Here is a 23,489-nt window from a genome sequence, read left to right as displayed (position 1 = left end):
GGTACGCCGTCGGTGCGCGCCAGTACGCGTGAAGGCCGGTCCCGTACCCGGGATGCGGGTACGGGACCGGCCTTCACATCACTGCGCCGCTACGCGCGCGTGGACTGCCGGTCAGATTGCCTACGCGCGCGTGGACTCCGGTCAGGCGTTGCTGTCGCCGCCGAGATCGCCGATCCAGTCGGTCACCGTGGACATCCAGTCCGTCAGCTGGTCCCAGTAGCCCTTGCTGGTGTCCAGCCAGTCCTGCAGCGGGCTCAGCTCCCAGATCAGCCAGCCCGCGACGAACAGGATGATCACCGTGAACAGACAGCCCTTGAGGCAGCCGAGTCCCGGGATGCGCATCGGGTTGGCGCTGCGGCGGCGCGGCTCACGCGGCGGTCGCGGCTGCTGCGGCGGCGGGGCGTAGCGCTGCGGCTGGGGCTGCTGCGGTGGCGGGGGTGCGTACCGCTGCGGGTGCTGTTGCGGCGCGTACTGCTGGTGCGGGGGCGGCTGTGGGGGCTGCTGCGGCTGGTTGCGCGCGACCTGGCGCTGTGGGCGGCGCCGGCGCAGCGGGTCCTGGTCGGGGTCCAGGTACTGGACCTGCGTCTGCTCGTTGCGGTCGCGGGCCGCGCGCATCTGGTTCTGCCAGGGGTGCGGTCCGTCGGGCTGCTGCGGGGCCTCGTCGGGCCGCTGCGGCACCGGGGGCATCACGGAGGTCGGGTCGCCCGCGCCGGCGGGGCCGGTGTGCGGCATGACGTTCGTCGCCGCGTTCGGGTCGGGGGCGGCCGCGTTGCTCGGCAGGACCTGGGTGGGGTCGGCGTCCGGCGTGGCCGGTACGGGTGCGGGGGCCGGGTCCGGCGCGAGCAGGGCGCCCACGCCCGCTGCCGCGGCGATCTGTGCCGGGGTCGCGTGCACGCCGACGCCCTCGGCGACGGCGCGCAGGCCGCGGGCCAGGTTCTCGGCGCTGGGGCGTTCGTCGGGGTTCTTGCGCAGGCAGCGCTCTATGACCGTCCACAGCGGTTCCGGGATGTTCCCGGGCCGCTGGGGCTCCTCGCTCAGGTGCCGGTGCAGCACCTCGAGGGCGGTGCCGCCGGCGAACGGCGGGCGGCCGGTGACCAGCTCGTAGAGCAGGATGCCCGCGCCGTAGATGTCGACCGCGGACGTCTGCGGGCGGCCCTCGGCGGACTCCGGTGCGACGTACGCGGGCGTACCGACGAATTCATGGGTGCGGGTCAGGCCCGGGGAGTCCGCGAGGCGTGCGATGCCGAAGTCGGTGAGCATCGGGTGCATGCCGTCGGCGGTCTCGCGCACCAGGACGTTGGCCGGCTTCAGGTCGCGGTGCACGACGCCGTCCGCGTGGCTCGCGGCCAGGGCGTCGGCGATCTGCGCGGTGAGCAGGGCCGCGGCGACCGGGGTCATCGGGCCGTTCTCCCTGATGTACCGGTGCAGGTCCGGGCCTTCGATGAGGTCCATGACGAGGGCGAGCAGATCGCCCTCGACCACCAGGTCGCGGGTGCGGACGATGTTCGGGTGGGTGAGCCGGAGCAGCACGGAGCGCTCGCGCAGGAAGCGCATCACGACGTCCGCGTCGTTGGCCAGCTCCTCCTTGAGGACCTTGATCGCGACGGTCTCGCCGGGCTGGCCCGGAACGGCGGCCTCGGAGCCCGCGGTCTCCCGCTGACGGGCCCGCCAGACGGTGCCCGTGGCGCCGCGTCCGAGCGGCTCCTCGAGGAGATACTTGCTGCCTACCGGCCGCACGTCATGCGCTCCCTGTCGATCTGGTGATGCGTCGATCCGCTGATTCGGTGTCCCCGGCCGGGCCGCCTGTGGGCGGCCGTCGGATCCAGGTGTTTCCGACCCACTGTAGTGCGGGTGCCCGGGGCCTCGTCCCGGGCGATCCGGCACCGCCCCGCGGCGCGGTCCGCATCGGTGTTCGGTATGCGTGTTCGGTATCCGTGTCCGGTGGAAGACGCGCAGTCCCGACGGTTGGTTGCGTACGTGGGAATCGGCGTTCCGTATCTCCCGCGATCTCCGCGCGGCGGTCCGAACAGGCGCTGTACTGGCGGTTTTTGGAGCACTTTTGCGGGCAGAGCCGACCAATCAAGATCACTTGGCGTCGGGTGGCGGGCGTGTTGTCAGTGGCAGGTGCGAGGATGCTTCACAGCACGGAGCCATGCCGTGTGCGGTGGGGGGCATCACATGGACGTCCTCGGCCGGGCACCCGCGCAGAAGGGACCGCTGACGGCGATGCAGATCCGGCTGACCGTCCTCGGGCCGCACAGCGGCCGGACCCCGCAGTCCACGCGCGGACGTGACGTGCTCGTCACCGCGCCCGCGGGCAGCGCGCTGTCCGCGGTGGCCTCGGCCCTCGCCGCCTCCGCCGGAGCGCCGGACGGCCCGGTGGTGCTCTTCTCGGGTACGGACCGGCTCGACCCGGCGACGTGCCTGCTGGGCGAGCCGCCGCTGGTGGACGGCGCGGTCCTGGCCCTGCAGTCCCCCGTGGAGCCGGCCCCTTCGGCGACGGGTGACTCCGCCCGCCTGCACGTGATCGCCGGCCCGGACGCGGGCGGGGTGCATCTGCTGCACGGCGGCCGGATCACCATCGGCCGCTCGGCCGACGCGGACGTGCCGCTCGACGACCCGGACGTGTCCCGGCTGCACTGCGAGGTGACGGTCACGGCGGATGGCCACGTCTCGGTCGCCGACCTGAATTCGACCAACGGCACGACGGTGGACGGCGCCCCGGTCACCGACCGTCCGGTCCGTTTCGCCGCCGGCGCCCTGTTGCGGGTCGGCGAGTCGACCCTGCGCCTCGGCACGGCCGCGGACGAGTCGGCGCCGCTGCCCACGGCCGCGGACGGCGAAGGACATGTGCGCGTGGGGGGCGACGCGGCGCTGGCGCCTGCGTCCGGTCGCCCTCTGGGCGGCGGTGCGGCGGCGCCTTCGAGGCGTCGGGTCTCGGCCGGGATGCGGTCCGGCCGGGTGGCCGAAGGTGACGGTGATGCGGCCTCGGGCCGCACGCGCGCGGAGGCCGGCGACGGACTGTCGTCCGGGAGCCGACGAGAGGGCGATGGCCGGAGCTCCGCCCGATACGGCAGCGGCGGCGAGGTACCGGGACAAGGCACGGCCGGGCCGGCGGACGCCGGCGACGGGCCGCCGGCAGGACACGCACGCCACCCGGCGCCGGAATCCGGCGGGCCCGGCACCGGTCACGATCCGGCTGCCCGGCACACGGGCGCACCCGGCGGTCCGCCCGGCGAGCCGCATCTCACCACATACGACCCGGCCCGGGAGACCAGCAGGGAGACCAGCTGGACGACGCCCCCGCCCACCACCGGCGACACGGCCCCGACAGGACCGTCGCACCGAACCGGAGACACCGACCCCCCAGCGACGGGAGACGGCGGAGCCGACAGCGGCACCACGTACAACACCGGACACCACCCGACTGCCCGGCACACCGGCGATGGGGCACCTGGGGGACACGCACGACGGACCGGCGGCGCGGACGGTCGGGCATCTACGGACGGGCGCGGTGCTGCTCGGCTAGCGGGCGGTTCTAGTGCGCCGGCCGGGACCCACGACGGGGACCGGGCGGGACGCGCCGGCCCGGCGCAGAGGCGCGGCAGCGGCGGCAGTGGGTACGGCGCCGGGCACGAGGCGGAATGGCCGGGCGACAGGGTGACAGGGCCGGGGAGCCCTGTCGGCGGACGCGCGGCAGGGCGTGAGGGCCGGAGCGGCGACGCAGGATCCGTCGAGGGCGGCGACAGCGCAGACAGGCGCGGCGCTGCTCGGCAGGCGCCGGCCGGGGCGCACGACGGGGACCAGGAGGGGCGCGCGGGCCTGGACGGGTACGAATCGGCGGACGGGCCGGCACGCGCGCGTAGGAGTGGCGGTGTGGGCAGCGCGGCGGGTTCGGCGTACGGGGACGCGAATCCGGTCGCCGGAGGGACTCGCGGTGCGGCAGGGGTCGTGGAGGGTGAGGTCCACGAGGGCGGGCGGACGGACCGCAGGCAGGGCCCCGGGGCGACAGCGACATCCGGTGCCGGTGTCGGCGCAGGCGAGGATCCGCAAGGACGCGCGCGTCCGGGCGAGGCGGGGGAAGCCGGTTTCCCCGGGAGCGGGGGAACCGGAGCGAGGGCCGGAGGGCCTGGCGCGTTCGGGGCGGAGCAAGGCGTTCCGGGTGAGGGGCGGTCGGGGGTGCCGCGGGCGCGGGCGGCCGGGGAGTTCGGCGGTCGTGCGGTGCCGGGCGGCGATGGCGATTCGGCCGGTCCGGATGCCGGCTCGGCCGGTGGGCGTGCCGGGTGGCGAGGTCGTGAGGCCGGGGGCAACGGCGTCGGTGTCGACGGCCGCGGCGCCGGTGACGGGTTGCGCAATTCCGGTGCGTCCGGCGGCCGGGAGGAGGCAACGGCCGGGGCGCACGCGCGCGTGGGGAGCGCGGCGGACGGCCCGTTGACGGACCCCTCGACGACTCCGCGTACCGGATCGGAGCGCGAGTGGACCGGAAGCGGCGGCAGTGGCGAAGAGCCCCGCTCTCCGGAGACGGGCGCGACGGGACCCGGAGCGGGCAGTGAGGTGCGAGAGCGGGCCGGGGCTCCGCGCGGAGCCACGAGGGCCTCGGGGTCGGCCGGCTACTCGGTCGGCGCGGACCGCGGGGCAGGCGGCGACAGGGAGTACGGCGGAGAGTACGACCGCAGCGGTCAAGAGCATCGCCGGACGGACGGCCCCGGCGCGCGGACGGGCGACGACCGTCCGCACACCACCGGCCGTCGGGGCTCCGATGCCCCGGCCCCTCGTACTCCGGGCCACCCGCACCAGGCGCCATCCACGGATGCGTCCGCAGCGGCGACGCCGACCACGGCCCAAGGCACGCCTCACACGCCCGCGTCAGCACCGGCACGGGCTGCGGGCGGCAGTCCTGGATACGCGGACGACGGTCCCGTGGACGAGGACGGCCCCGTAGACAGCGACAGGGCCATCCGCCGGACCGCCGACAGCGGCTTCACCGGCGGTCGCACCACCGGGGGCGACCCGGCCACCGACGGGCACCCGGCGGGCAGTTGGCCCACCGAAGGACAAGCCTCGGCGAACACCGCACCCACCGAGAACCGCCCCTCCGGCAGCCGCACCCCGTACGCACCGGGCCCGCAAGCAGCGGCCCCCCAAGCACCCACCCCGGACGCACCGTCGGCGGCCCCCTCATACCCGCCGCACGGCTACCCGCCGCACGGCTACCCCACCGCCCAGTCCCCCGCGGAGTCCGCACCGGGCCGACAAAGGCAGGCCGAGGCGACCGGTGGCCGAGGACCGCTGCCGGCTCCGGACGGAGCGACCGTGAGCGGGCTCGGCGGTGGCACAGGGTTCGGCGCCCCCGGCGACGACACCGCGAGCGGTGCGGACCAGGACGCGGCAGGGGCCCCGGACCGCGCCTCGCGCAGATCGGGCACCCCCACCCGCGGCACCACCGTGCCCCGCCAGCTGCGCAGGCGCGGGCTCACCGCATGGGCCCGGCGCCTGACAGGCAGCCGCGAGGTCCCGGTGGCGCCGGCCGCGGAACGGCCCGTGGAGCACCCCGCTCCCGAGCGCGCACCGTCTCCCGCCCCGGAGACCTGGCCCGATCCGGCCCGCCTCCTGCTGACCGCGCTCGGCCCCGGACCCCGGCTGTGGGAGCGCGGCCCCGACCACCCCGAGGCCCTGGCCGTACGCCTCGGCACCAGCGACCGGAGCGCGCCCGGCCGCACCGGACTGCTGCCCGGCGTCCCCGTGACGGTGAGCCTGCGCGAGGCGGGCGCGCTCGGCCTGGCCGGACCACGGGGACGCCTCGACGGCCTGGCACGCTCGATCGTGGCCCAGCTCGCCGCGCTGCACGCGCCCGGGGACCTCGAGATCGTGCTGATCAGCACGGACCGCGCGCGCGGCGTCGAGGACCGCACGGCCCGGTGGGGCTGGCTCGGCTGGCTCCCGCATCTGCGCCCGGCGCACGGCCAGGACTGCCGCCTGCTCCTCGCGTACGACCGCGAGCAGGCCGCCGCCCGCGCCGGCGAACTGCTGCGCCGCCTCGACGACCGGCTGCAGGACGCGGCACGCCGTACGCCGACCGCAGGGCGCATCCCGCGACCGTCGGACGGCCGTGATCCCGCGGGCTTCCGGCAGGACGACGGGCCCGGGTCGGCAGACCGGAGCAGGACAGCGGCTCCTCAGGGCGGTCCGGCAGGGCACACCCCGACCAGCTCCCATCGCACTCCCCGGCACCACACGGCCACCGAGGGAGCCGAGCCGTACGCCGAACAGTCCGCACGCGGCCCGCGGGAGGGCGGGCCCGAACTCCCGGGCACCACCGGCCCGTTCACGGTCCTCCTGGTGGACGGCGATCCGGGGTCCGCCGCGCTGCGCGAGGCGACGACGCGGCTCGCCGCCGAGGGTCCGGCCGCCGGCATCCATGTCGTATGCCTCGCCGAGACTCCGCCGGCGTCCGCGGCCTCCCCCGTGACCACCACCTACGAAGCGGCGGCCGCCGCCTCGCCCGCCTTCCGCGCCTGCGGAGCCGTAGGGCTCCTGAGCGGTGACGTGGCGACGGCACTGCGACTGTTGCGCGCCACCGGCGAGGGAATCGCGGGGCACGGCACGCTCGCCTCCGTGGACGCCGTGTCGGCCGCCTGGGCGGAGCGGTTCGCCCGCGCCCTCGCCCCATTGCGCCCCGCCGACACCGGCGAGCGGCACGCGCGCGCCTCCGTGCCGCTGCCGCAATCCGCCCGGCTCCTCGACGAGTTGGGCCTGGCACGCGCCACACCGGCCTCCCTGATGGCGCGCTGGGCGGCCGCCGCGGACGATCCGGAGGCGCCCGCGGGGCGGGCCTGGGCCGTGCTCGGCGCGGGCCCGCGCGGCCCGCTCTGCGCCGATCTGGCCGGGCAGGGCCCGCACATGTACGTAGCGGGCCCGGCGGGCAGCGGCCGCACCGAACTCCTGCGCACCGTGGCGGCGTCGCTCGCCTCCGCGGAGCGTCCCGACCGGCTCGGCGTCATCCTGGTCGACGGCGCCGGCGCGGACCGCGGGGACGGACTGCGGGCCTGCCTGGACCTGCCGCAGGTCACCACCCACCTGGCGGCCAACGACCCGGTGAGGATGCGGGAGTTCGCCCAGGCGCTGGTCGCCGAGCTGAAGCGGCGCTCGGAGTTCGTCGGGCGGCTCGGCTTCAGCGGCTGGCACGCCGCGCGGCAGGCGACCGACCGGATGGTGGCGCAGCGGATCCGCTCGGGCGCGGCGGACCTGGACGCGCCGGCGAGCTCCACGCTGCGGCTGCGCGCCGCGGACGGTTCGCCGCGCGACACGGCCGGTTCTCCGCTGCCCCGCCTTGTCGTCCTGGTCGACGACATCGACGCCCTCGTCGCACCGGCGCTCGGCGCGCCGGGCCGGCCCGCGGCGGGTTCCGTCGTACGGGCGCTGGACGCGGTGGCGCGCGACGGCGAGCGGCTCGGGGTGCACCTGGTCGCGGCGTCCGGGCGGCCGGAGCGCACCGCGGACACGGAGTTCGCGCACGCGGCGCTGCGGATCGAGCTGGAAGCGCCGGGTTCGGGGCCGGAGGATCCGGCCCCGGGGCGGGGGACGCTGCGCACGGCGGACGGCCGGGTGACCGCGTTCCAGACCGGGCGGGTCAGTGGGCGTATTCCTCGTACGTCGACGTTGCGGCCGACGGCGGCGCCGCTGGAGTGGGAGCGGATGGGGGACCCGCCGGCTCGGCGGCCGGTGCGGGAGTTGGGGAACGGACCGACGGATCTGGCGTTGCTCGCCAGTGCGGTGGAGCGGGCGAGCCGCTCGGTGAATTCGGAGGGGCTGGCGCCGCTTCTCCCTCGGGCCGGGGGGTGAGGGGTCGCAGGACCGGTCCTGCGGTGCGTTTGTCCTCATGCGCCGGACGGGCTTTCACAGGCCCGGCCCTGGGGGGCCTTGTCCTCAAACGCCGGACGGGCTGGAGATGCTGGACCGGGCTCCAGGTGCCCAAGGGGCTTGGGATGCCGGTCGGTTTCACAGGACCCGGTCCTGGCGGACCTTGTCCTCAAACGCCGGACAGGCTTGAGGGATGCCCGATCGGCGCGAGGTGGCGCCCCCGTGGCGCAGGTCAGGTACCCCTGGTACCGCTTCTCTCACGAGGGGATCACGATCGCCGGGTTGGGGTCGTAGACGCTATTGCCGCGGGTCGGCCGCCGGGCGTACACCTATCGGCACGAGACGGCTCGGAGAACGGGGCAGTGATGCGCACAACTCTTCGTACACGCAAGGCGGTTCTGGCGGTGATCGCCGTGAGCGCCCTCACGCTCGCCGGGTGCGGCGGCAGCGACGACGGCGACAAGGCCGACGGTGGTTCGGACGGCGGGAAGAAGTCCGCACCATCGGTCGAGCTGCCGAAGCTCGACGGGGAGAAGCTGGAGGTCGCCGCCGTCTGGACGGGCCCCGAGCAGAAGAACTTCGAGAAGGTGCTCGACGAGTTCAGCAAGCGGACCGGCGCCGAGGTCACCTTCGTACCGGCGCAGGACCCGATCGTGAACTTCCTCGGCTCGAAGATCGCCGGCGGCGACCCGCCGGACGTCGCCATGCTCCCGCAGCCCGGCGCCATCAAGCAGGCCGTCGACAAGAAGTGGGCGAAGCCGGCGGGCGCCGCGGCGAAGGCCCAGTTGGAGAAGAACTACACCAAGGGCTGGCAGGACATCGGCGCGGTCGGCGGCGAGCAGTACGGCGTCTACTTCAAGGCCGCCAACAAGTCCCTGATCTGGTACAACGCCACGGTCTTCGAGAATGCCGGCGCCGAGGAGGCGAAGACCTGGAAGGACCTGGTCACCACCGCCCAGACGGTCTACGACTCCGGTGTCACCCCCTTCTCCGTGGCGGGCGCGGACGGCTGGACGCTCACCGACTGGTTCGAGAACATCTACCTCTCGCAGGCAGGACCGGAGAAGTACGACCAGCTGGCCAAGCACGAGATCAAGTGGACCGACCCCTCGGTGAAGCAGGCCCTGACCACGCTCGCCGAGATCTGGGGCAAGAAGGACTTCCTGGCGGGCGGTCAGTCCGGCGCGCTGCAGGTGGACTTCCCCAAGTCGGTGGAGCAGACCTTCACCGGCGGTGACCAGCCGAAGTCGGGCATGGTCTTCGAGGGCGACTTCGCGGCGGCCAACGCGCAGGAGGCGAAGGCCGAGATCGGCAAGGACGCCAAGGTCTTCCCGTTCCCCGCGGTCGGTGCCGACGCCCCCGTGGTGACCGGCGGCGACGCCGCGGTGGCGCTGAAGGACAGCAAGGCCTCGCAGGCGCTGCTGACCTTCCTGGCCTCCACGGACGCGGCCGAGATCTGGGCGGCGCAGGGCGGCTTCGTCTCGCCGAACAAGGAGATGGACCAGTCCGCATACCCGAACGACGTGCTGCGCGACATCGGCAAGGCCCTCGTCGACGCGGGCGACGACTTCCGCTTCGACATGTCGGACCAGGCCCCGCAGGTGTTCGGCGGCACGCCGGGCAAGGGCGAGTGGAAGGCCCTGCAGGACTTCCTGAAGAACCCGAAGGACGTGGCGGGCGCGCAGAAGCAGCTCGAGAGCGCCGCCGCCAAGGCCTACAAGAACTGATCGCGCGATGACCTCGCAGAGCACGGGGGGCGTCCGCACGACGCCCCCCGCCCCCCAGAAGATCAAGAGCGTGACAGGTACCCGTAAAACGGTGGCGGTCGTCTTCCTGCTGCCCGCGCTGGTCCTGCTCGGCGCGCTCGTCGTCTACCCGATCGGGTACTCCGTCGTCCGCAGCCTCTTCGACCAGTCCGGCGACAGCTTCGTCGGCCTGGACAACTACACGGAGCTGTTCACCGACGACGGCATCCTCACCGCCATCAAGAACAACGCGATCTGGGTGATCCTCGCCCCCACGGTCGCCACCGCACTCGGCCTGATCTTCGCCGTACTGACGGAACGCATCCGCTGGGGCACGGCGTTCAAGCTGATCGTCTTCATGCCGATGGCGATCTCCATGCTCGCGGCGGGCATCATCTTCCGCCTGGTGTACGAGCAGGACCCGAACCGCGGTGTGGCGAACGCGGTCTGGGTGGGCGTGCACGACACGTTCAACGAGTCGTCCGCGTTCCCCAAGGCCCACCCGGGCCCCAGGTCGCCCCTGAAGCCGGCCGGTGGCGGCGCCTTCATCACCCGTGATCCGGTACGCGCCGGGGACCCGGTGGCACTGCCCCTGGTGGGCGTGGCCCCCGACCAGATGCCCGACGACGCCGCGAAGGCGGCGAAGGCGAAGGCCGACCCGGGCAAGGTCACCGGCACCACCTGGCAGGACTTCACCCGCGGCAAGGGCGTCGGCACCCGCGGCGGCGTGGACGCCTCCGAGTTCGGCTATCCGGGCATGAAGGTGGAGGCGGTCAAGGACGGCAAGGTGGTGGCGTCGACCCGGGCCGGACCCGATGGCGTGTTCACGCTGCCCGCTTCGGCCGACGGGGCCCAACTGCGGCTCCCCGAGGCGAACTTCCGCGAGCCGTACAACGGCGTGCAGTGGCTCGGCCCGAGCCTGATCACCCCCGCGATCATCGGCAGCTACGTGTGGATGTGGGCCGGCTTCGCGATGGTCCTGATCGCCGCGGGCCTGGCGAGCGTGCCGCGCGAGCTGATGGAGGCGGCCCGGGTCGACGGGGCGAGCGAATGGCAGGTGTTCCGCCGGATCACCGTCCCGCTGCTCGCCCCGGTCCTGGCCGTCGTGGCGGTGACACTGATGATCAACGTCCTGAAGATCTTCGACCTGGTGTTCATCATCGCCCCGGGCTCGGTGCAGGACGATGCGAACGTCCTGGCGCTGCAGCTCTATCGCTCCGCCTTCTCCGAGGGCCAGCCCGGGATCGCGACGGCCATCGCCGTGCTGCTGTTCCTGCTGGTCATCCCGGTGATGCTGTTCAATATGCGCCGGCTGCGCAGGGAGGTACGCCGATGACCGCGCAGACGCAAGAGGAGACACCGGCGGCCGAGCCCGCCGGGCCCGCCGAAGTGGCCGTCGCCAGGCCGTCGTTCGCCGCCAGGGCCGCGGCCTTCGCGGCCGGGGGTGCGATGCGGGTCTTCCTGGTCGTGGTCGCGCTGTTCTGGCTGATGCCGACGGTGGGGCTGCTGCTCTCCTCGCTGCGGGATCCCGCCGACATCGCGGCGACCGGCTGGTGGAAGGTGCTCACCGAGCCCTCGCAGATCACCTTCGAGAGCTACTCCAAGCTGCTCGAGACCGAGGCGATCACCGACTCCCTCCTGAACACGGTGATGATCACGCTCCCGGCCACGGTGCTCGTGGTGGTGATCGGCTCGCTCGCGGGTTACGCCTTCGCCTGGATGGAGTTCCCCGGCCGCGACTGGTGGTTCCTCGCGGTGGTCGGGCTGCTCGTGGTGCCCGTACAGGTGGCACTGCTTCCGATCGCCGAACTCTTCGGTGACATCGGCCTGTTCGGATCGATCAGCGGAGTGGTGCTGTTCCATGTGGCGTTCGGCCTGCCGTTCGCGATCTTCCTGCTGCGGAACTTCTTCGCGGAGATCCCGCGCGAACTCCTGGAGGCGGCCCGTCTGGACGGCGCGGGCGAGCTGCGGCTCTTCGCGCGCGTCGTGATGCCGCTCGGCGGTCCCGCGATCGCGGCGCTCGGCATCTTCCAGTTTCTGTGGGTGTGGAACGACATGCTGATCGCGCTGGTCTTCGCGAAGCCGGAGAACCAGCCGATCACGGTGGCGCTGCAGACCCAGGTCCGGCAGTTCGGCAACAACGTCGATGTGCTCGGTCCCGGCGCCTTCATCTCGATGGTCATCCCGCTGGTGGTGTTCTTCGCCTTCCAGCGGCAGTTCGTGTCCGGAGTCATGGCGGGCGCGGTGAAATAGGGCAAAGTCAAGTACCTTCACACATACCTCACTTGAGGGGCGGGAGATCCTCCCGCCCCTCACCCCTTTGCCGCAGGCGCGTAACTCATCCGGACCTCGAGGCGTTTTCGGGCAGGTATGCCCGTGCCGACCCATGGATGCGCCTTGCCCCGGTTCAGTGTGATCGTCCCCGCGTACAAGGTGCAGGCGTTCCTGCCCGAGGCCCTCGACTCCGTGCTCAGACAGTCGTACACGGATCTGGAGCTGATCGCGGTGGACGACTGCTCGCCGGACGCCTGCGGTGATCTGATCGACGCCTGTGCCGCCACGGACGCGCGGGTGGTCCCGGTGCACCTGGGCGAGAACGTCGGCCTCGGCCGCGCCCGCAACGCCGGCATCGACCGCGCCACCGGTGACTACCTGGTCTTCCTGGACGGCGACGACACCCTCGCCCCCGGCGCCCTCCAGGCCGTCGCGGACCGCCTCAAGGAGACCGGCACCCCGGACGTCCTGATCTACGACTACGCCCGGGCGTACTGGACGGGCGAGCGGGTCCGCAACAGGCTGGCACACCACCTCACCGAGGACGGCCCCGCCACCTTCAGCCTCGCCGACCGGCCCGGCCTGCTCAACGTCCTGATGGTCGCCTGGAACAAGACCCTGCGCCGCGACTTCGTGGAACGCCACGGCTTCCGCTTCCCGCCCGGCTACTACGAGGACACGCCCTGGACGTATCCGGCGCTGCTCGCCGCCGATTCGATCGCGACGCTCGACCGGGTCTGTGTGCACTACCGCCAGCGCCGCCAGGGCAACATCCTGGGCACCACGAGCCGCCGGCACTTCGACATCTTCGACCAGTACGAGCGAGTCTTCACCTACCTCGAGGGGCGACAGGACCTCGAGCGCTGGCGGCCGGTGCTCTTCCGGCGGATGCTCGACCACTACTGCGCCGTCTTCACCACCCGCGGCCGGCTGCCCCGCGACAGCCGCTCCCGGTTCCTGCGCCGCGCCCGCGCCCACCACCGCCGCTACCGGGTGCCGGACTCGTCCCGGGTGCCGGCCCGGACCCGGCTGCGCCACGTGCTCGTACGCTTCGGCTGTCATCGCACCTACCGGACCCTGTCCTTCGCCCAGCGCATCCGCAACCGACTCGTCCGGCGCTCCGGCCCGCTGCTGCGCAAGCTGCACGGTGCGGCTCTGCAACTCCACTACCGCACCCAGCTGTTGCTCCCGGTACGCGCCGACCGCGCGGTGTTCTCCGCGTACTGGGGGCGCGGCCACGGCTGCAATCCGGGCGCGATCGAGGAGAAGGCCCGCGAGCTCGTCCCCGGACTGCGCACCGCCTGGATCGCGGACCCCGAGCACCACCACACGGTGCCGACCGCCACCCGCCGGATCACCCCCGGCACGGCCGCCTACTGGACGGCGCTCGCCCGCTCCAAGTACCTGGTGAACAACGTCAACTTCGACCGACGCCTCAAGAAGCGCCGCGGCCAGATCCTGGTCCAGACCCAGCACGGCACCCCGCTCAAGAAGATGGGCCTGGACCTGCAGGAACGCCCGGCCGCCGCCCGGTCCACGGACTTCGCGAGCCTGCTCGCCAGCGCCGACGACTGGGACTACGTCCTGTCCGCGAACCGCCACTCCACCCTCGTCTGGGAGCGGGTCTTCCCGGCCGGCTACACGACCCTCGAGTACGGATACCCGCGCAACGACCGCCTCCTGCAGGCCAGTCCGGTCGACGTGGCCCGGCTGCGCGAGAGCCTCGGCATCCGCCCCGACTCGATCGTGCTCCTGTACGCCCCGACGCACCGCGACTACCGCACGAGCCCGCCGGCCCCGCTCGATCCGGAGCGGCTCCTGCGCACCCTCGGCCCGCGCTTCACGGTGCTCACGCGGGCCCATCACGCGTACCGCGGACCGCTCTGCGAGGAGACCTCGGCGCGGCTGATCGACGTGTCCGGCCACCCCCGCGTGGAATCGCTCTGTCTCGCAAGTGACGCCTTGGTGACGGATTACTCGTCCCTCATGTTCGACTACGCGAACCTGGACCGACCGGTGGTTGTATACGCGGACGACTGGGATGTCTACGAGGCCGCCCGGGGCACCTATTTCGATCTGCGCGAGTTCCCGCCCGGTGCGGTGGCCCGCAGCGAGGACGAGCTCATCGACATTTTCGCGACCGGCCACTGGAGGGGTTCGCGTGCGGCAGAGCTGCGATCCGCGTTCCGTGCACGGTTCTGCGGGCTTGACGACGGGCGGGCCGCCGAGCGCGTCGTACGGCATGTGTTTCTCGGTCAGGCGGGCGGCCTTCCGTCCGTCGTACCGCTCGAGGACCGCCGTCCCGTGCCCACGGCAGGGGCCAGTGAGCGTCTCCCCGAGCAGACACCGGTGCAGCTGCCCGCTCCTGAGAAGACGGTGCAGTTGCTGCCCACCGAACACTGGACGCACTGACGCACCTGAACCCAGGAGCACCCCATGACCACCCCATCGGCGACCACCCCGCCGGCCACGCAGACGCTTGCCCGCCCCACCCGGCTCTCCGATGTGAAGGGCTGGTTCTTCCCCGCCGATCAGCTGCTCTTCGACTGGTTCCTGGGCAGACAGCGGGAGCGCGGCGAGCGCGGCGACCTGCTCGAACTGGGCGCCTATCTCGGCAAGAGCGCCATCTTCATGGGCTCCTACCTCGGCGAGGGCGAGACCTTCACCGTCTGCGACCTCTTCGACTCCCCCGCCCCCGACGCCTCCAACTCGGCCGAGATGGGCCGCTCGTACGCGACCCTGACCCGCCGCGCCTTCGAGGCCAACTACCTGTCCTTCCACGACGAGCTGCCGGCCGTTGTGCAGGGCCCGTCGTCCGTGGTCACCGCGCACGTCGAGACGGGCAGCTGCCGCTTCGTGCACATCGACGCCTCACATCTGTACGAGCATGTACACGGCGACATCGCGGCCGCCGCCGAACTCCTCGGCCCCGACGGCATCGTGGTCCTCGACGACTTCCGCGCGGAACACTGCCCCGGGGTGGCCGCGGCCACCTGGGGAGCGGTCGCCACCACCGGGCTCAAGCCGCTGTGCATCACGGCCACCAAGTTCTACGGGACGTGGGGGGCGTACGACGAGGTGCACGAGGAGCTGGTCGCGATGCTGCGCACCCGCTCCGACCTGTGGCACGGCGTCGAGGAGGTGGCGGGCCACCGGATGATCCGGATCTCGGGCAAGAAGGCGAAGGCGCCCGCGCACCCGGTGTCGAAGTACCCGGCGCCGGAGCCGGAGGAGAAGCCGGCGGACACCGCGGCGGAGAAGTCCGTACCGGAGCCCGCAGCGCCGGAGCCGGCTCCCGAGCCCGGGTCGCCCGCCCCGGGCGGGCTGACCAGGCTGAAGCGCGCGCTGCGCCGCCGCGTCCGGCGGGTCCGCCGCTGACGACCGCTGACGGCCGCGGGGCGGTCCACCGCACACCGGTGAACCGCCCCGCACCTCAACTCCGCCTGTACCCGGCGCAGTTCAGCTCTCCAGGAAGTCGAAGAGGTCCTCCCAGCGCCGCAGGATCTCCTCCTCGGAGAACCGCTGGACGTTCTCCCGCGCCCGCTCCCCCATCGTGTCCCGCAGCTGCGCGCTGCCCGTGAGCCGCAGCAGCTGCCGGGCCAGCGCCCCCGAGTCGCCGGCCGGCGCGAGCAGCCCGTCCACCTCGTCCTGCACGATCTCCCGTACGCCGGGCGCGCAGTCGAAGGCGGCGCACGGCACTCCGCTGGCCATCGCCTCCATCAGGGCCAGCGGGAAACCCTCGCCACGCGAGGACTGCACGAACACCGAGGCCTCGGCGAGCGCGCCCGGCACGTCGTCCGTACGCCCCATCCAGCGGACCGATCCGTCCAGGCCGAGCCGGGTGCACTGGGCCTTGAGGGCCTCCTCCTCGACGCCCGCGCCGTAGATCCGCAGGGTCCAGTCCGGCCGCTCCGGCGCCACCTCGGCCCAGGTGTCGAGGAGCAGGTCGATGCCCTTCTGGTCGTGCAGCCGGCCGATCGAGGCGACCGTCCTGCTGTCCCGCGGCGAGGGCTCATCGGGGAGCCGGGAGAGGGCGTTGGGCATGAAGCCCACATTGTGCATCCCGTCCGCGATCCAGCGGTCCGCATCCTCCTGAGTGAGCGTCAACCACCGGTCCACGGACGGGTAGTTGTGCTTGATCCAGCGATAGCGGTGGCAGGCCTTGCTGTACTCGTACGACTCGTGGCTCATGCCGATCACGGTGAGGCCCGCCGTGTCCGCCTCGCGCAGCCACTCCATCGGCCAGACCTGTGTGACGATCAGGATCCCGCCGGGGCGCGCGGTGGCGAACAGCTCGGAGAGCCGGTCCACGACCCGCTTCTTCTCCGCGATCCGGTCCGCCTCGCGGCGCCGCCGCCGTACATCGAGCCGCCGGAGCCCGCGGACGGGGCGCGGGGTCGGCGGATGCTCGGGGTAGAGGTTCGTCACCGGATACCCGAGGTCCTCGGGCAGGGACAGTTTGAGGTCGGCGCGATGCACCCCGACGGCGTGCACGCGGTGGCCGTAGCGCTGGAAGAGGCGCGCCATCTGGTGCATCCAGGCGGTGACACCGCCGAGTTCGTCGGTCGTGTTGGCGACCAGGAAGATGTCGCGCCCCGCGCGTGAGGTCTCCCGGCGGGAGGTCTCCGGGGCCGTGCCGGCAGTCACTTGCAGGTCCTCCTGACGAAGAGGGCGTCCACCACGGCGCGGGCCGCGTCGCCGTTGTCGTACGCCCCGAAGTGTGCGGCGAAGGCACGGCGGCGCTCGGCGTGCTCGGTGTCGATGCGCTTCAGGTCGGCGAGGACCCGCAGAAGTTCGCCCTCGGTCTCGATCACCGGGCCCGGGGCCTGTTCGCGCAGATCGAAATAGCTGCCGCGGTCGGCCGCATAGGCGTCGAGGTCGGGGGCGAAGAGCACGACGGGCCGGTCGAGCAGGGCGTAGTCGAACATGATCGACGAGTAGTCCGTGATCAACGCGTCGGCGAGGCAGAGCAGTTCGCTGACGTCGTGATGATCGGACACGTCGATGAGGGTGCCGGGTGCGCAGACGGGGAGCTCGGCGCGCTCCATGTAGTGGGCACGCACGAGGAGGGTGTAGCGGTCCCCGAAGGTCTCGGTGAACTTCCGCACGTCCAGCGGCAGTTGTGCCTTGCGGCCGTTCTTCGGCACGCCGCGGAAGGTGGGTGCGTACAGGACGATCGTCTTGTGGTCCGGGATGCCGAGCTCGGCGGCGAGGGCGGGGCGCGGGAAGCGGCCCTCGGACTGCTCCCGGACGCGGGCCGCGACCAGGCGGTCGTTGCGCGGATAGCCGAGCGGGAGCAGTCGGGACTCGGGGAGCCGGTAGGCGTTGCCGAGCGTGCGGATGTCGTGCTCCGAGCGGACCAGGAACCGGTCGAAGCGGTCCACGGCGCGCTGCAGGCGGTCGCGGTGCGGCACGTTCTGCATCCGCACCCGGCTCTCGTCGAAGCCCATCCGCTTGTACGCGGTGCCGTGCCAGGTCTGCAGATACGTGGTGCCGGCGGGCTTGTCGAGGCCGTGCGGGAAGCCCTGGTTGTCGATCCAGAACTCGGCCCTGGCGAGCGCCCAGAGGTACCGCCACGACCAGCGGCGCACCAGCTTCGCGTCCGCCGGGAATCCCGCCGGGGACTTGGCGTACGCCCAGGTGCAGCGCAGCTTGAGGCCCTGCCGGCGCAGTTCCTCGTGGATCGCTCGCGGGCTGTCGCCGTAGCACTTGCCCATGTGGCTCTCGAAGACCGCCGAGTCGCGCCGGGTGGGCAGCCTGAGCAGCAGCTTGTTGTACACCCGGGTCTTGACGGCACCGGAGTTCAGGCGGTCGCGCCTGGACCGCAGCGCCTTGACCAGGCGCCGGATCGTCCGGGCGGGCCTGAAGTGAGTGGCGTAGTGCAGGATCCGGCGGCTGGTACGGGCCGGGGAGCGCTCCGCCCTGAGCTCCAGGGCGAGGTGATGGCGGGCCGTGGTGTACGGCTGCCAGGTGTCGGCAACGAGGCGGCCGAGCCGCGGGCGTGCGGGGAACACCGCCCGGGGGCCGGTCAGTTCGGGCTCGGCGAGGACGTCCGCGAGCAGCTTCTCGCCGTTGGCCTCGACGACGATCCTGGCGTCCCAGGTCCGCTCCCGCATCCCGCGCACCGGCAGGCGCGCAGGGTCGACGCGGACGCTCCAGTCGAAGCCGTCGCGCCGGCGCACGGTCTCGTCGACGGGCATCCGGAAGGTGCGCGGGCGGCCACGCAGCTTGAACTCCAGCCAGGTGACGGCGTCCTGAGTGGGCGGGAGCACATCGAGCGGGAGCAGTACGGTCCCGGCGAGGGCGAGTCCGCCGCCGTCGGGATCGCAGCGGGTGAGCCGGTTCATCACCTGGACGGTGCTCAACGTCCGGTACTGATGGCCGAGTTCGGTGACGTCCGTGGTCGTGCGCGCCTGTGGATCGTCGATGCCCTCGGCGCTCCAGTGGATTCGGTCGTCGCGCTCGACGAGCGTGGAGACCACGGTGCCCGGCCTGGCGAGTGCGTATGCGGCGGCGTGCACCCCGTCCGCGTCGCCCGCGGCGAGCAGCCGGACGCAGATCCGCTCGACGGGGGGCAGCTGCGCCCACCGCTCCGCGCGGGCGGCGCCGTCCAGGTGCTCGGCGGCCTGCCGGGCGAGCCGCTGCCGCTCGGCGCGTGGCAGGCGGAGGAACGCGGCGGCCAGCGGCAGCAGCACATCGTCGGCGAGCGCCCGCTCGCGCTCCGCGCTCAGGGAGTCCAGTCCGCGGTCGGCCAGTTCCCTGCCGATGCGGGCGCCGGCGTCGACGAGGCCCGCGAAGTCCCGGCCGTGGTCGGGGACGGCGCGCCGCGTGACGATCAGATTGGGCACCAGGGTGAGGCGCTCGGCGGTGAGGGCCGCGACCGCGCCGAAGACGAGGTCGGCCCGTTCGGCATCGGCCTGGTGGCGCAGGCCGTGCGCGTCGAGGAACGTGCGGCGTACGCAGTAGCCGGAGGCCAGGCTGTCCCGGGTGACGAGCTCGGGAGCGGCGCCGATGTCGGTCAACGTGCGGGTGCGGGCGTGCAGTTCGTCCTGCCAGTCGGGCGCGGACTCCTTGCGGCCGGAGCCGGTGAGGCGGGTCCAGCGTCCGGCGACCAGATCGGCGTCGCTGCTGCGGGCCGCGGCGAGGAGATTCCGGCAGGCGTGCGCCTGCAGCAGTTCACCGGCGTCCAGGAAGAGCAGGTGACCGCCGCGTGCGGCGTCGAGGCCCGCGTTGCGCAGGGCGGCGACTCCGTCGGTGTCGGAGTGCACCAGGCGTACGCGGTCCGGGTGTTCGGCCGCGAGGGCGGCGGCCGCCTCCCGGCCCTGCGCGGCGGCCGCCTGTTCCCCCTCGCCACCCGCCTGGTCCCCCGTCACCAGGACGGCCTCCACGGACCGCAGGCTCTGGCCGAGTACGGACCTGACGGTGGCGGTGACGGCTTTGGCGCCGGCCGTCGGTCCGCAGATCACGAGACAGCTGACGAGCGGCTCCTCGCGAGGCTGCGCGGCGTCGCGGTCGGTCATGCCCGGCCACCTCCCAGGATGTAGTCGGCGACCCGTGCGGCGGCGTGCCCGTCGTCCAGATCGCAGTACGCGTCGCGGAACCTGTCGTACGCGTCGGCGTGGCCGGCCGTGGCCGCCACCGGATCGGCGAGCGCTTCGAGCAGTTCCTCCTGGCCGGCGATCAGCGGGCCCGGGGCCTTGGACTCGAAGTCGAAGTAGAAGCCGCGCAGGGTGTCGCGGTAGTGGTCGAGGTCGTAGGTGTGGAACAGCATGGGGCGGCCGGTCTGCGCGAAGTCGAACATCAGCGACGAGTAGTCGGTGACCAGCACATCGCTGATCAGGAGCAGTTCGGCCACGTCCGGATAGCGCGAGACGTCGCGCACGAACGCGCTGCCGGGCAGGGTGCCGCCGACCAGGTAGTGACGGCGTACGAGCAGGACGTGGTCGTCGCCCAGGGTCCGCTCGGCGGTGGCGAGGTCCAGCTGGAGGTCGAATCCGTAGCGGCCGCCGTCCTTGGGCTGGTTCTCCCGCCAGGTGGGGGCGTAGAGGATCACCTGCTTGCCCTCGGGGATGCCGAGGCGCTCGCGGACGGCGGCGGAGATCTTCTGGCGTTCGGGGGCGTGCAGCATGTCGTTGCGCGGATAGCCGCACTCCATGACCTCGCCCTCGTAGCCGAAGGCGCGGCGCAGCACCGAGGTGGACGAGCGGTTGGGCGAGACGAGCACGCTCCACTGGGCGGCCCTGGCGGGCAGGCCCGCGATGTAGCCGGGGTCGGCGGCGACGCCGCTGACGTCGCGGCCGATGCGCTTGAGCGGGGTGCCGTGCCAGGTCTGTACGACGGTCTGGCCCTCGGCGCGCTCGAACCAGGTGGGCAGGTGCGAGTTGGTGACCACGGTCCGGCAGGTGGCCAGCGCCTCGTACCATTCGGCGCTCCACAGGACCACGGGGCGGGCGCTGAGCGGGACGACGGCCTGCTGGTCGCGCACCACCCACAGATGCTCCGACTGGGCTCCTCTGCGCACCAGTTCCTCATGCACGGCGCGCGGGGAGTCGGAGTACTGGCGGCCGTCGAAGCTGCTGTAGAGCACCGCCTCGCGGCGTGGTCCGTTGCGCAGTGACTGGTAGCGGCGGCGCAGCTCGCGCTGGTGGCTCGCCCCGCGGTCGGCGGCGGACAGGACGCTGCCGGACTCGATGAGCAAGCGGTCGTGGGAGCGGCGCTGCAGGGCGAACTCCCGGTCGTTCAGGGTGCGTTGCACCGGAAGGGACTGGTAGAGCGCGGGGCTGACGTGCATCGGCAGGGTCCGGGCGGTGGCGTCGGTGCCGCCCGTGCCTTCGGTGCCGCCCGTGCCGCCGGTGCCGTCACCGCCGTCCGTGTCGGCGGCGTCCGCGTCCCGCTCGCGGAAGAACAGGTACCAGCGGCCCTCGGCGAGCGGGAGTGCCCCGGCGATCCCCTCGACCGCCGCGGGCCGCACGGAGGCACTGAACCGGCCCTCGGCGAAGGACACCGGCAGGGTGATCTCCTCGTCGTGGCGGGAATGCCGCAGCAGGAGCGAGACCGCTGCGGTACGAGGGGACGGGTAGCTGCCGGTGACGGTGAGCAGTCCGTCGTCCGACCAGGTCACGCCCGTGACGATGGGGCGTACGGTCTGGTCGCGCAGCTCGAGGTTCCCCGAGGCGTTGGACGTCAGGTACAGCTCACGGCCGGGACGCAGCGGGTAGCGGCCGGACAGGACGGTGTCGCGCGCGCCGAGCGCCGAGCGGCCGGTGCCGTCGGCGCGCTGCAGGTAGGCGCCCCAGGGCACGGACTCGCGGGGGGCGGGGCGGACTGTGCGATCGGGCCCGGCCGTGGGGGTGGTCCGGCCCGTCGGAGTGGTCCGGCCCGTCTGCTGGGTCGGGTCGGCGGAGGGCTGTTCGGCGAGGGGCGGTTCGACGGGGGGCTGTTCCGCGGGGGCGTCCGGCGGCGGTGCGGCTTCGGGGGCATCGGAGAGTTCGGGCGCGACGGGCTGGTCCGGTGCCTCGGTGCCGTCCGGCGCGTCGGCACCGGTCGGGGCCGTGGGTCCGTCGGTCGCTGCGAGTCCTTCGGTCCCTGCGAGTTCGTCCAGAGCCGCGAGGTCGTCGGGCGCGCCGGGCCCGTCTTCGGGCTCGGCTCCGGCTTCGAGCTCGGCCCCGGCGTCGGGCTCGGTGGAGGCCTCGGACTCGGTGGGGATCTCGGGCTCGGCGGGCGCCTCGGCGAGCGCGGCGAGGGGCACAAGCGCCGTGAACGTACGCCCGTCGGTCTCCAGCGGTACCTCGACGCCGTACTTGGTGTGCCAGTTCTCGACCCGCAGCAGCAGGTCGTCGGCCGGTTCGGCGAGGCTGCCCACGATGCGTACCGCGTCGCCCTCCGGCCGGTGCTCGGTCAGCTGGGCCGCGATGCGCTCCACCTTGAGCTGCAGCCGGCCACGGCTCAGCGACGGCACCACGCGCACATGGTCGGCCGGGTAGTGCACGGCGAGCGGCGCGGCGCCGGCCGGCATCCGCAGCGGTCCGCGCTGCATGCCGCCGCCCCCGTAGACGGCCGTCTCCGCCTGCCAGGTGGCGCTGCGCCGCCCGGTGACCAGGCGGCGCGGGTCGATGACCGTCTCGAAGCCCGCCCATTCGTACCGGTGCAGGCCCTGCTTGGAGGCATAGGTGGCCTCGCGCAGATACCGGGTGCGGACGCGCAGCGGCACGACTCGGCGCCGACCGAGCCGCAGCCAGATGAACTTCAGACGTCCGGTGAGGCGCCCTGCCGGAAGGTTCCGGCGATAGGCGAAGCCCTTCAGGCGCAGCTTGCCGTCCTGCCACTCGGCCTCGGTGATCCGGGTGGTCAGCGGCATCTCGGCGCGGTGGAGTGCGACGGTCCGCTCAGGCAACGGGCCGCGCAGTACCGGGAATTCGGCCCGACGCCGACGGAGTCCGCGGATCCGGAAGGCGCCTGGGTTGGCCTTCTCGTAGGCGAGCAGTTCGAGCAGTTCGGCCATCCGGCGCTCGCGCACCAGCTGCCACTTGACCCGCAGATTGAGCGGGAGGCCGGCGAAGACCGCGCGGTCGATGCCTCCCGCGTAGGCGTTCGCGTGCTGCAGGAAAGCATCGCGGTAGTCGGCGTCACCCTCGGGCAGCACATCGAGGAAGTACCAGAGGTCCGCGCGCAGCACCGAGGACTCGTAACGCCGAGTCGCCTCGGCCCAGTTCGCGTGCTCCTCGGTGTCACCCGCCTCCTTGGCGCGCTCGGCACGCTCGGCGAGGAAGGCGCGGACCTTGCCGCAGGCGATGGTCCGCTCCTCGATGGCGCGGGGTGTGGTCCGCCGGTTGGTGATCGAGCCGTCGCGGTCCCGCCACAGATAGACGGTGTCCTTGAGTACGTCGACACTGCTCGCCAGGAAGTGCGCCGGCACCACTACGGGCACGTCCTCGAAGAGCACCCCCGTGGGGAACGCGAAACCGTGCCGGTCCCAGAAGTCCTTGCGGAAGACCTTGTTGCAGGCGATGCGGTCGGCGATCAGGGACCAGTCGCGGGTCACGTGCGTGCCCGAACGGGTGCTGTGCATGGCCTTCTTGAACATCCAGGACTGCTCGGTCCTGCCGTTCGGCCGCAGCCGGTGGACGTTGCCGCTGACCATGTCGGAGCCGGACTCCGCGAGGCTGTCCAGCATCTTCTCGTACGCGTCCGCCGGCACCAGATCGTCACTGTCGACGAAGGCAAGGTGGGTGCCGCGGGCCAGGCCCACGCCCGCGTTGCGTGCCGCTCCGAGGCCCGCGTTCTCCTGGCGGACGTACCGGAAGCGGTCGTCCTCGTCGGCGTACCGCCGTGCGATGGCGGGGCTTCCGTCCGTGGATCCGTCGTCGACCATCACGACCTCGAGGTCGTCACGGCCGGCGAGGGTCTGGTCCGCGAGGGAGCGCAGGCAGGCGTCGAGGTAGTCCTCGACGTTGTGGACGGGGACGACGACGGTGAGGCGGGGTGCCATGCGGTGCACTCGATCCTTCCGGACGGCAGGACATACACTTCGGGCCCCTCGGGGGCCCTTCGGGTTAACAAACAGTGGGGCCGCCGGGTCACCTTCGGGCAGCCATTCGGGTGACCGCGCGG

Annotated in this window: 10 protein-coding genes and 1 pseudogene; 7 read left to right on the top strand and 4 right to left on the bottom strand. The window is 72.9% G+C overall.

The window, feature by feature from the left end; translation table 11 throughout:
- Positions 1 to 141: 141 nt before the first annotated feature.
- On the bottom strand, positions 142 to 1,737 hold the full coding sequence (locus DY218_RS18025; RefSeq protein ID WP_128557084.1) for a serine/threonine-protein kinase: 1,596 nt from the start codon (positions 1,735 to 1,737) through the stop codon (positions 142 to 144).
- Between the two features lie 180 nt (positions 1,738 to 1,917).
- Between DY218_RS18025 and DY218_RS35880 the strand changes: the two are divergent.
- The 7 genes and pseudogenes from DY218_RS35880 to DY218_RS17985 form a co-directional block, all read left to right on the top strand.
- Positions 1,918 to 2,739: pseudogene (locus DY218_RS35880) on the top strand (FHA domain-containing protein); the annotation flags it as partial.
- Between the two features lie 2,181 nt (positions 2,740 to 4,920).
- Positions 4,921 to 7,842, top strand: coding sequence for an FtsK/SpoIIIE domain-containing protein (locus DY218_RS34590; protein ID WP_407703649.1), 2,922 nt, complete (start codon positions 4,921 to 4,923; stop codon positions 7,840 to 7,842).
- A gap of 383 nt (positions 7,843 to 8,225) precedes the next feature.
- Positions 8,226 to 9,587, top strand: a complete 1,362-nt coding sequence (locus DY218_RS18005) for an ABC transporter substrate-binding protein (RefSeq protein ID WP_128557083.1) — start codon at positions 8,226 to 8,228, stop codon at positions 9,585 to 9,587.
- A 70-nt stretch (positions 9,588 to 9,657) separates the two neighbouring features.
- Positions 9,658 to 10,941 (top strand): carbohydrate ABC transporter permease, encoded by a 1,284-nt coding sequence (locus DY218_RS18000; RefSeq protein ID WP_128557082.1) that lies wholly within the window; start codon positions 9,658 to 9,660, stop codon positions 10,939 to 10,941.
- Positions 10,938 to 11,858, top strand: a complete 921-nt coding sequence (locus DY218_RS17995; RefSeq protein ID WP_128557081.1) for a carbohydrate ABC transporter permease — start codon at positions 10,938 to 10,940, stop codon at positions 11,856 to 11,858. Before DY218_RS18000 ends, DY218_RS17995 begins: the two co-directional genes overlap by 4 nt.
- 144 nt (positions 11,859 to 12,002) lie before the next feature.
- Entirely contained in the window at positions 12,003 to 14,291 is a 2,289-nt protein-coding gene (locus DY218_RS17990; protein ID WP_128557080.1) for a bifunctional glycosyltransferase/CDP-glycerol:glycerophosphate glycerophosphotransferase, read from the top strand.
- Positions 14,292 to 14,315: 24 nt separating this feature from the next.
- On the top strand, positions 14,316 to 15,257 hold the full coding sequence (locus DY218_RS17985) for a class I SAM-dependent methyltransferase (RefSeq protein ID WP_128557079.1): 942 nt from the start codon (positions 14,316 to 14,318) through the stop codon (positions 15,255 to 15,257).
- A gap of 81 nt (positions 15,258 to 15,338) precedes the next feature.
- On the opposite strand, the gene DY218_RS17980 is transcribed toward DY218_RS17985, so the two are convergent.
- The 3 genes from DY218_RS17980 to DY218_RS17970 are packed head-to-tail and all read right to left on the bottom strand — an operon-like array spanning position 15,339 to position 23,367.
- A complete protein-coding gene (locus DY218_RS17980) occupies positions 15,339 to 16,526 on the bottom strand; it encodes a glycosyltransferase (protein WP_233521672.1) in 1,188 nt (395 codons plus the stop codon).
- Positions 16,523 to 19,399, bottom strand: coding sequence for a bifunctional glycosyltransferase/CDP-glycerol:glycerophosphate glycerophosphotransferase (locus DY218_RS17975; RefSeq protein WP_128557078.1), 2,877 nt, complete (start codon positions 19,397 to 19,399; stop codon positions 16,523 to 16,525). The genes DY218_RS17980 and DY218_RS17975 overlap by 4 nt, the downstream gene beginning before the upstream one ends.
- Entirely contained in the window at positions 19,396 to 23,367 is a 3,972-nt protein-coding gene (locus DY218_RS17970) for a bifunctional glycosyltransferase/CDP-glycerol:glycerophosphate glycerophosphotransferase (protein WP_128557077.1), read from the bottom strand. The genes DY218_RS17975 and DY218_RS17970 overlap by 4 nt, the downstream gene beginning before the upstream one ends.
- Positions 23,368 to 23,489 lie beyond the last annotated feature (122 nt).

The sequence above is a fragment of the Streptomyces triticagri genome, from assembly GCF_003429565.1.
GTDB lineage: Bacteria > Actinomycetota > Actinomycetes > Streptomycetales > Streptomycetaceae > Streptomyces > Streptomyces triticagri.
This window is presented reverse-complemented; position numbering and strand designations above follow the sequence as displayed.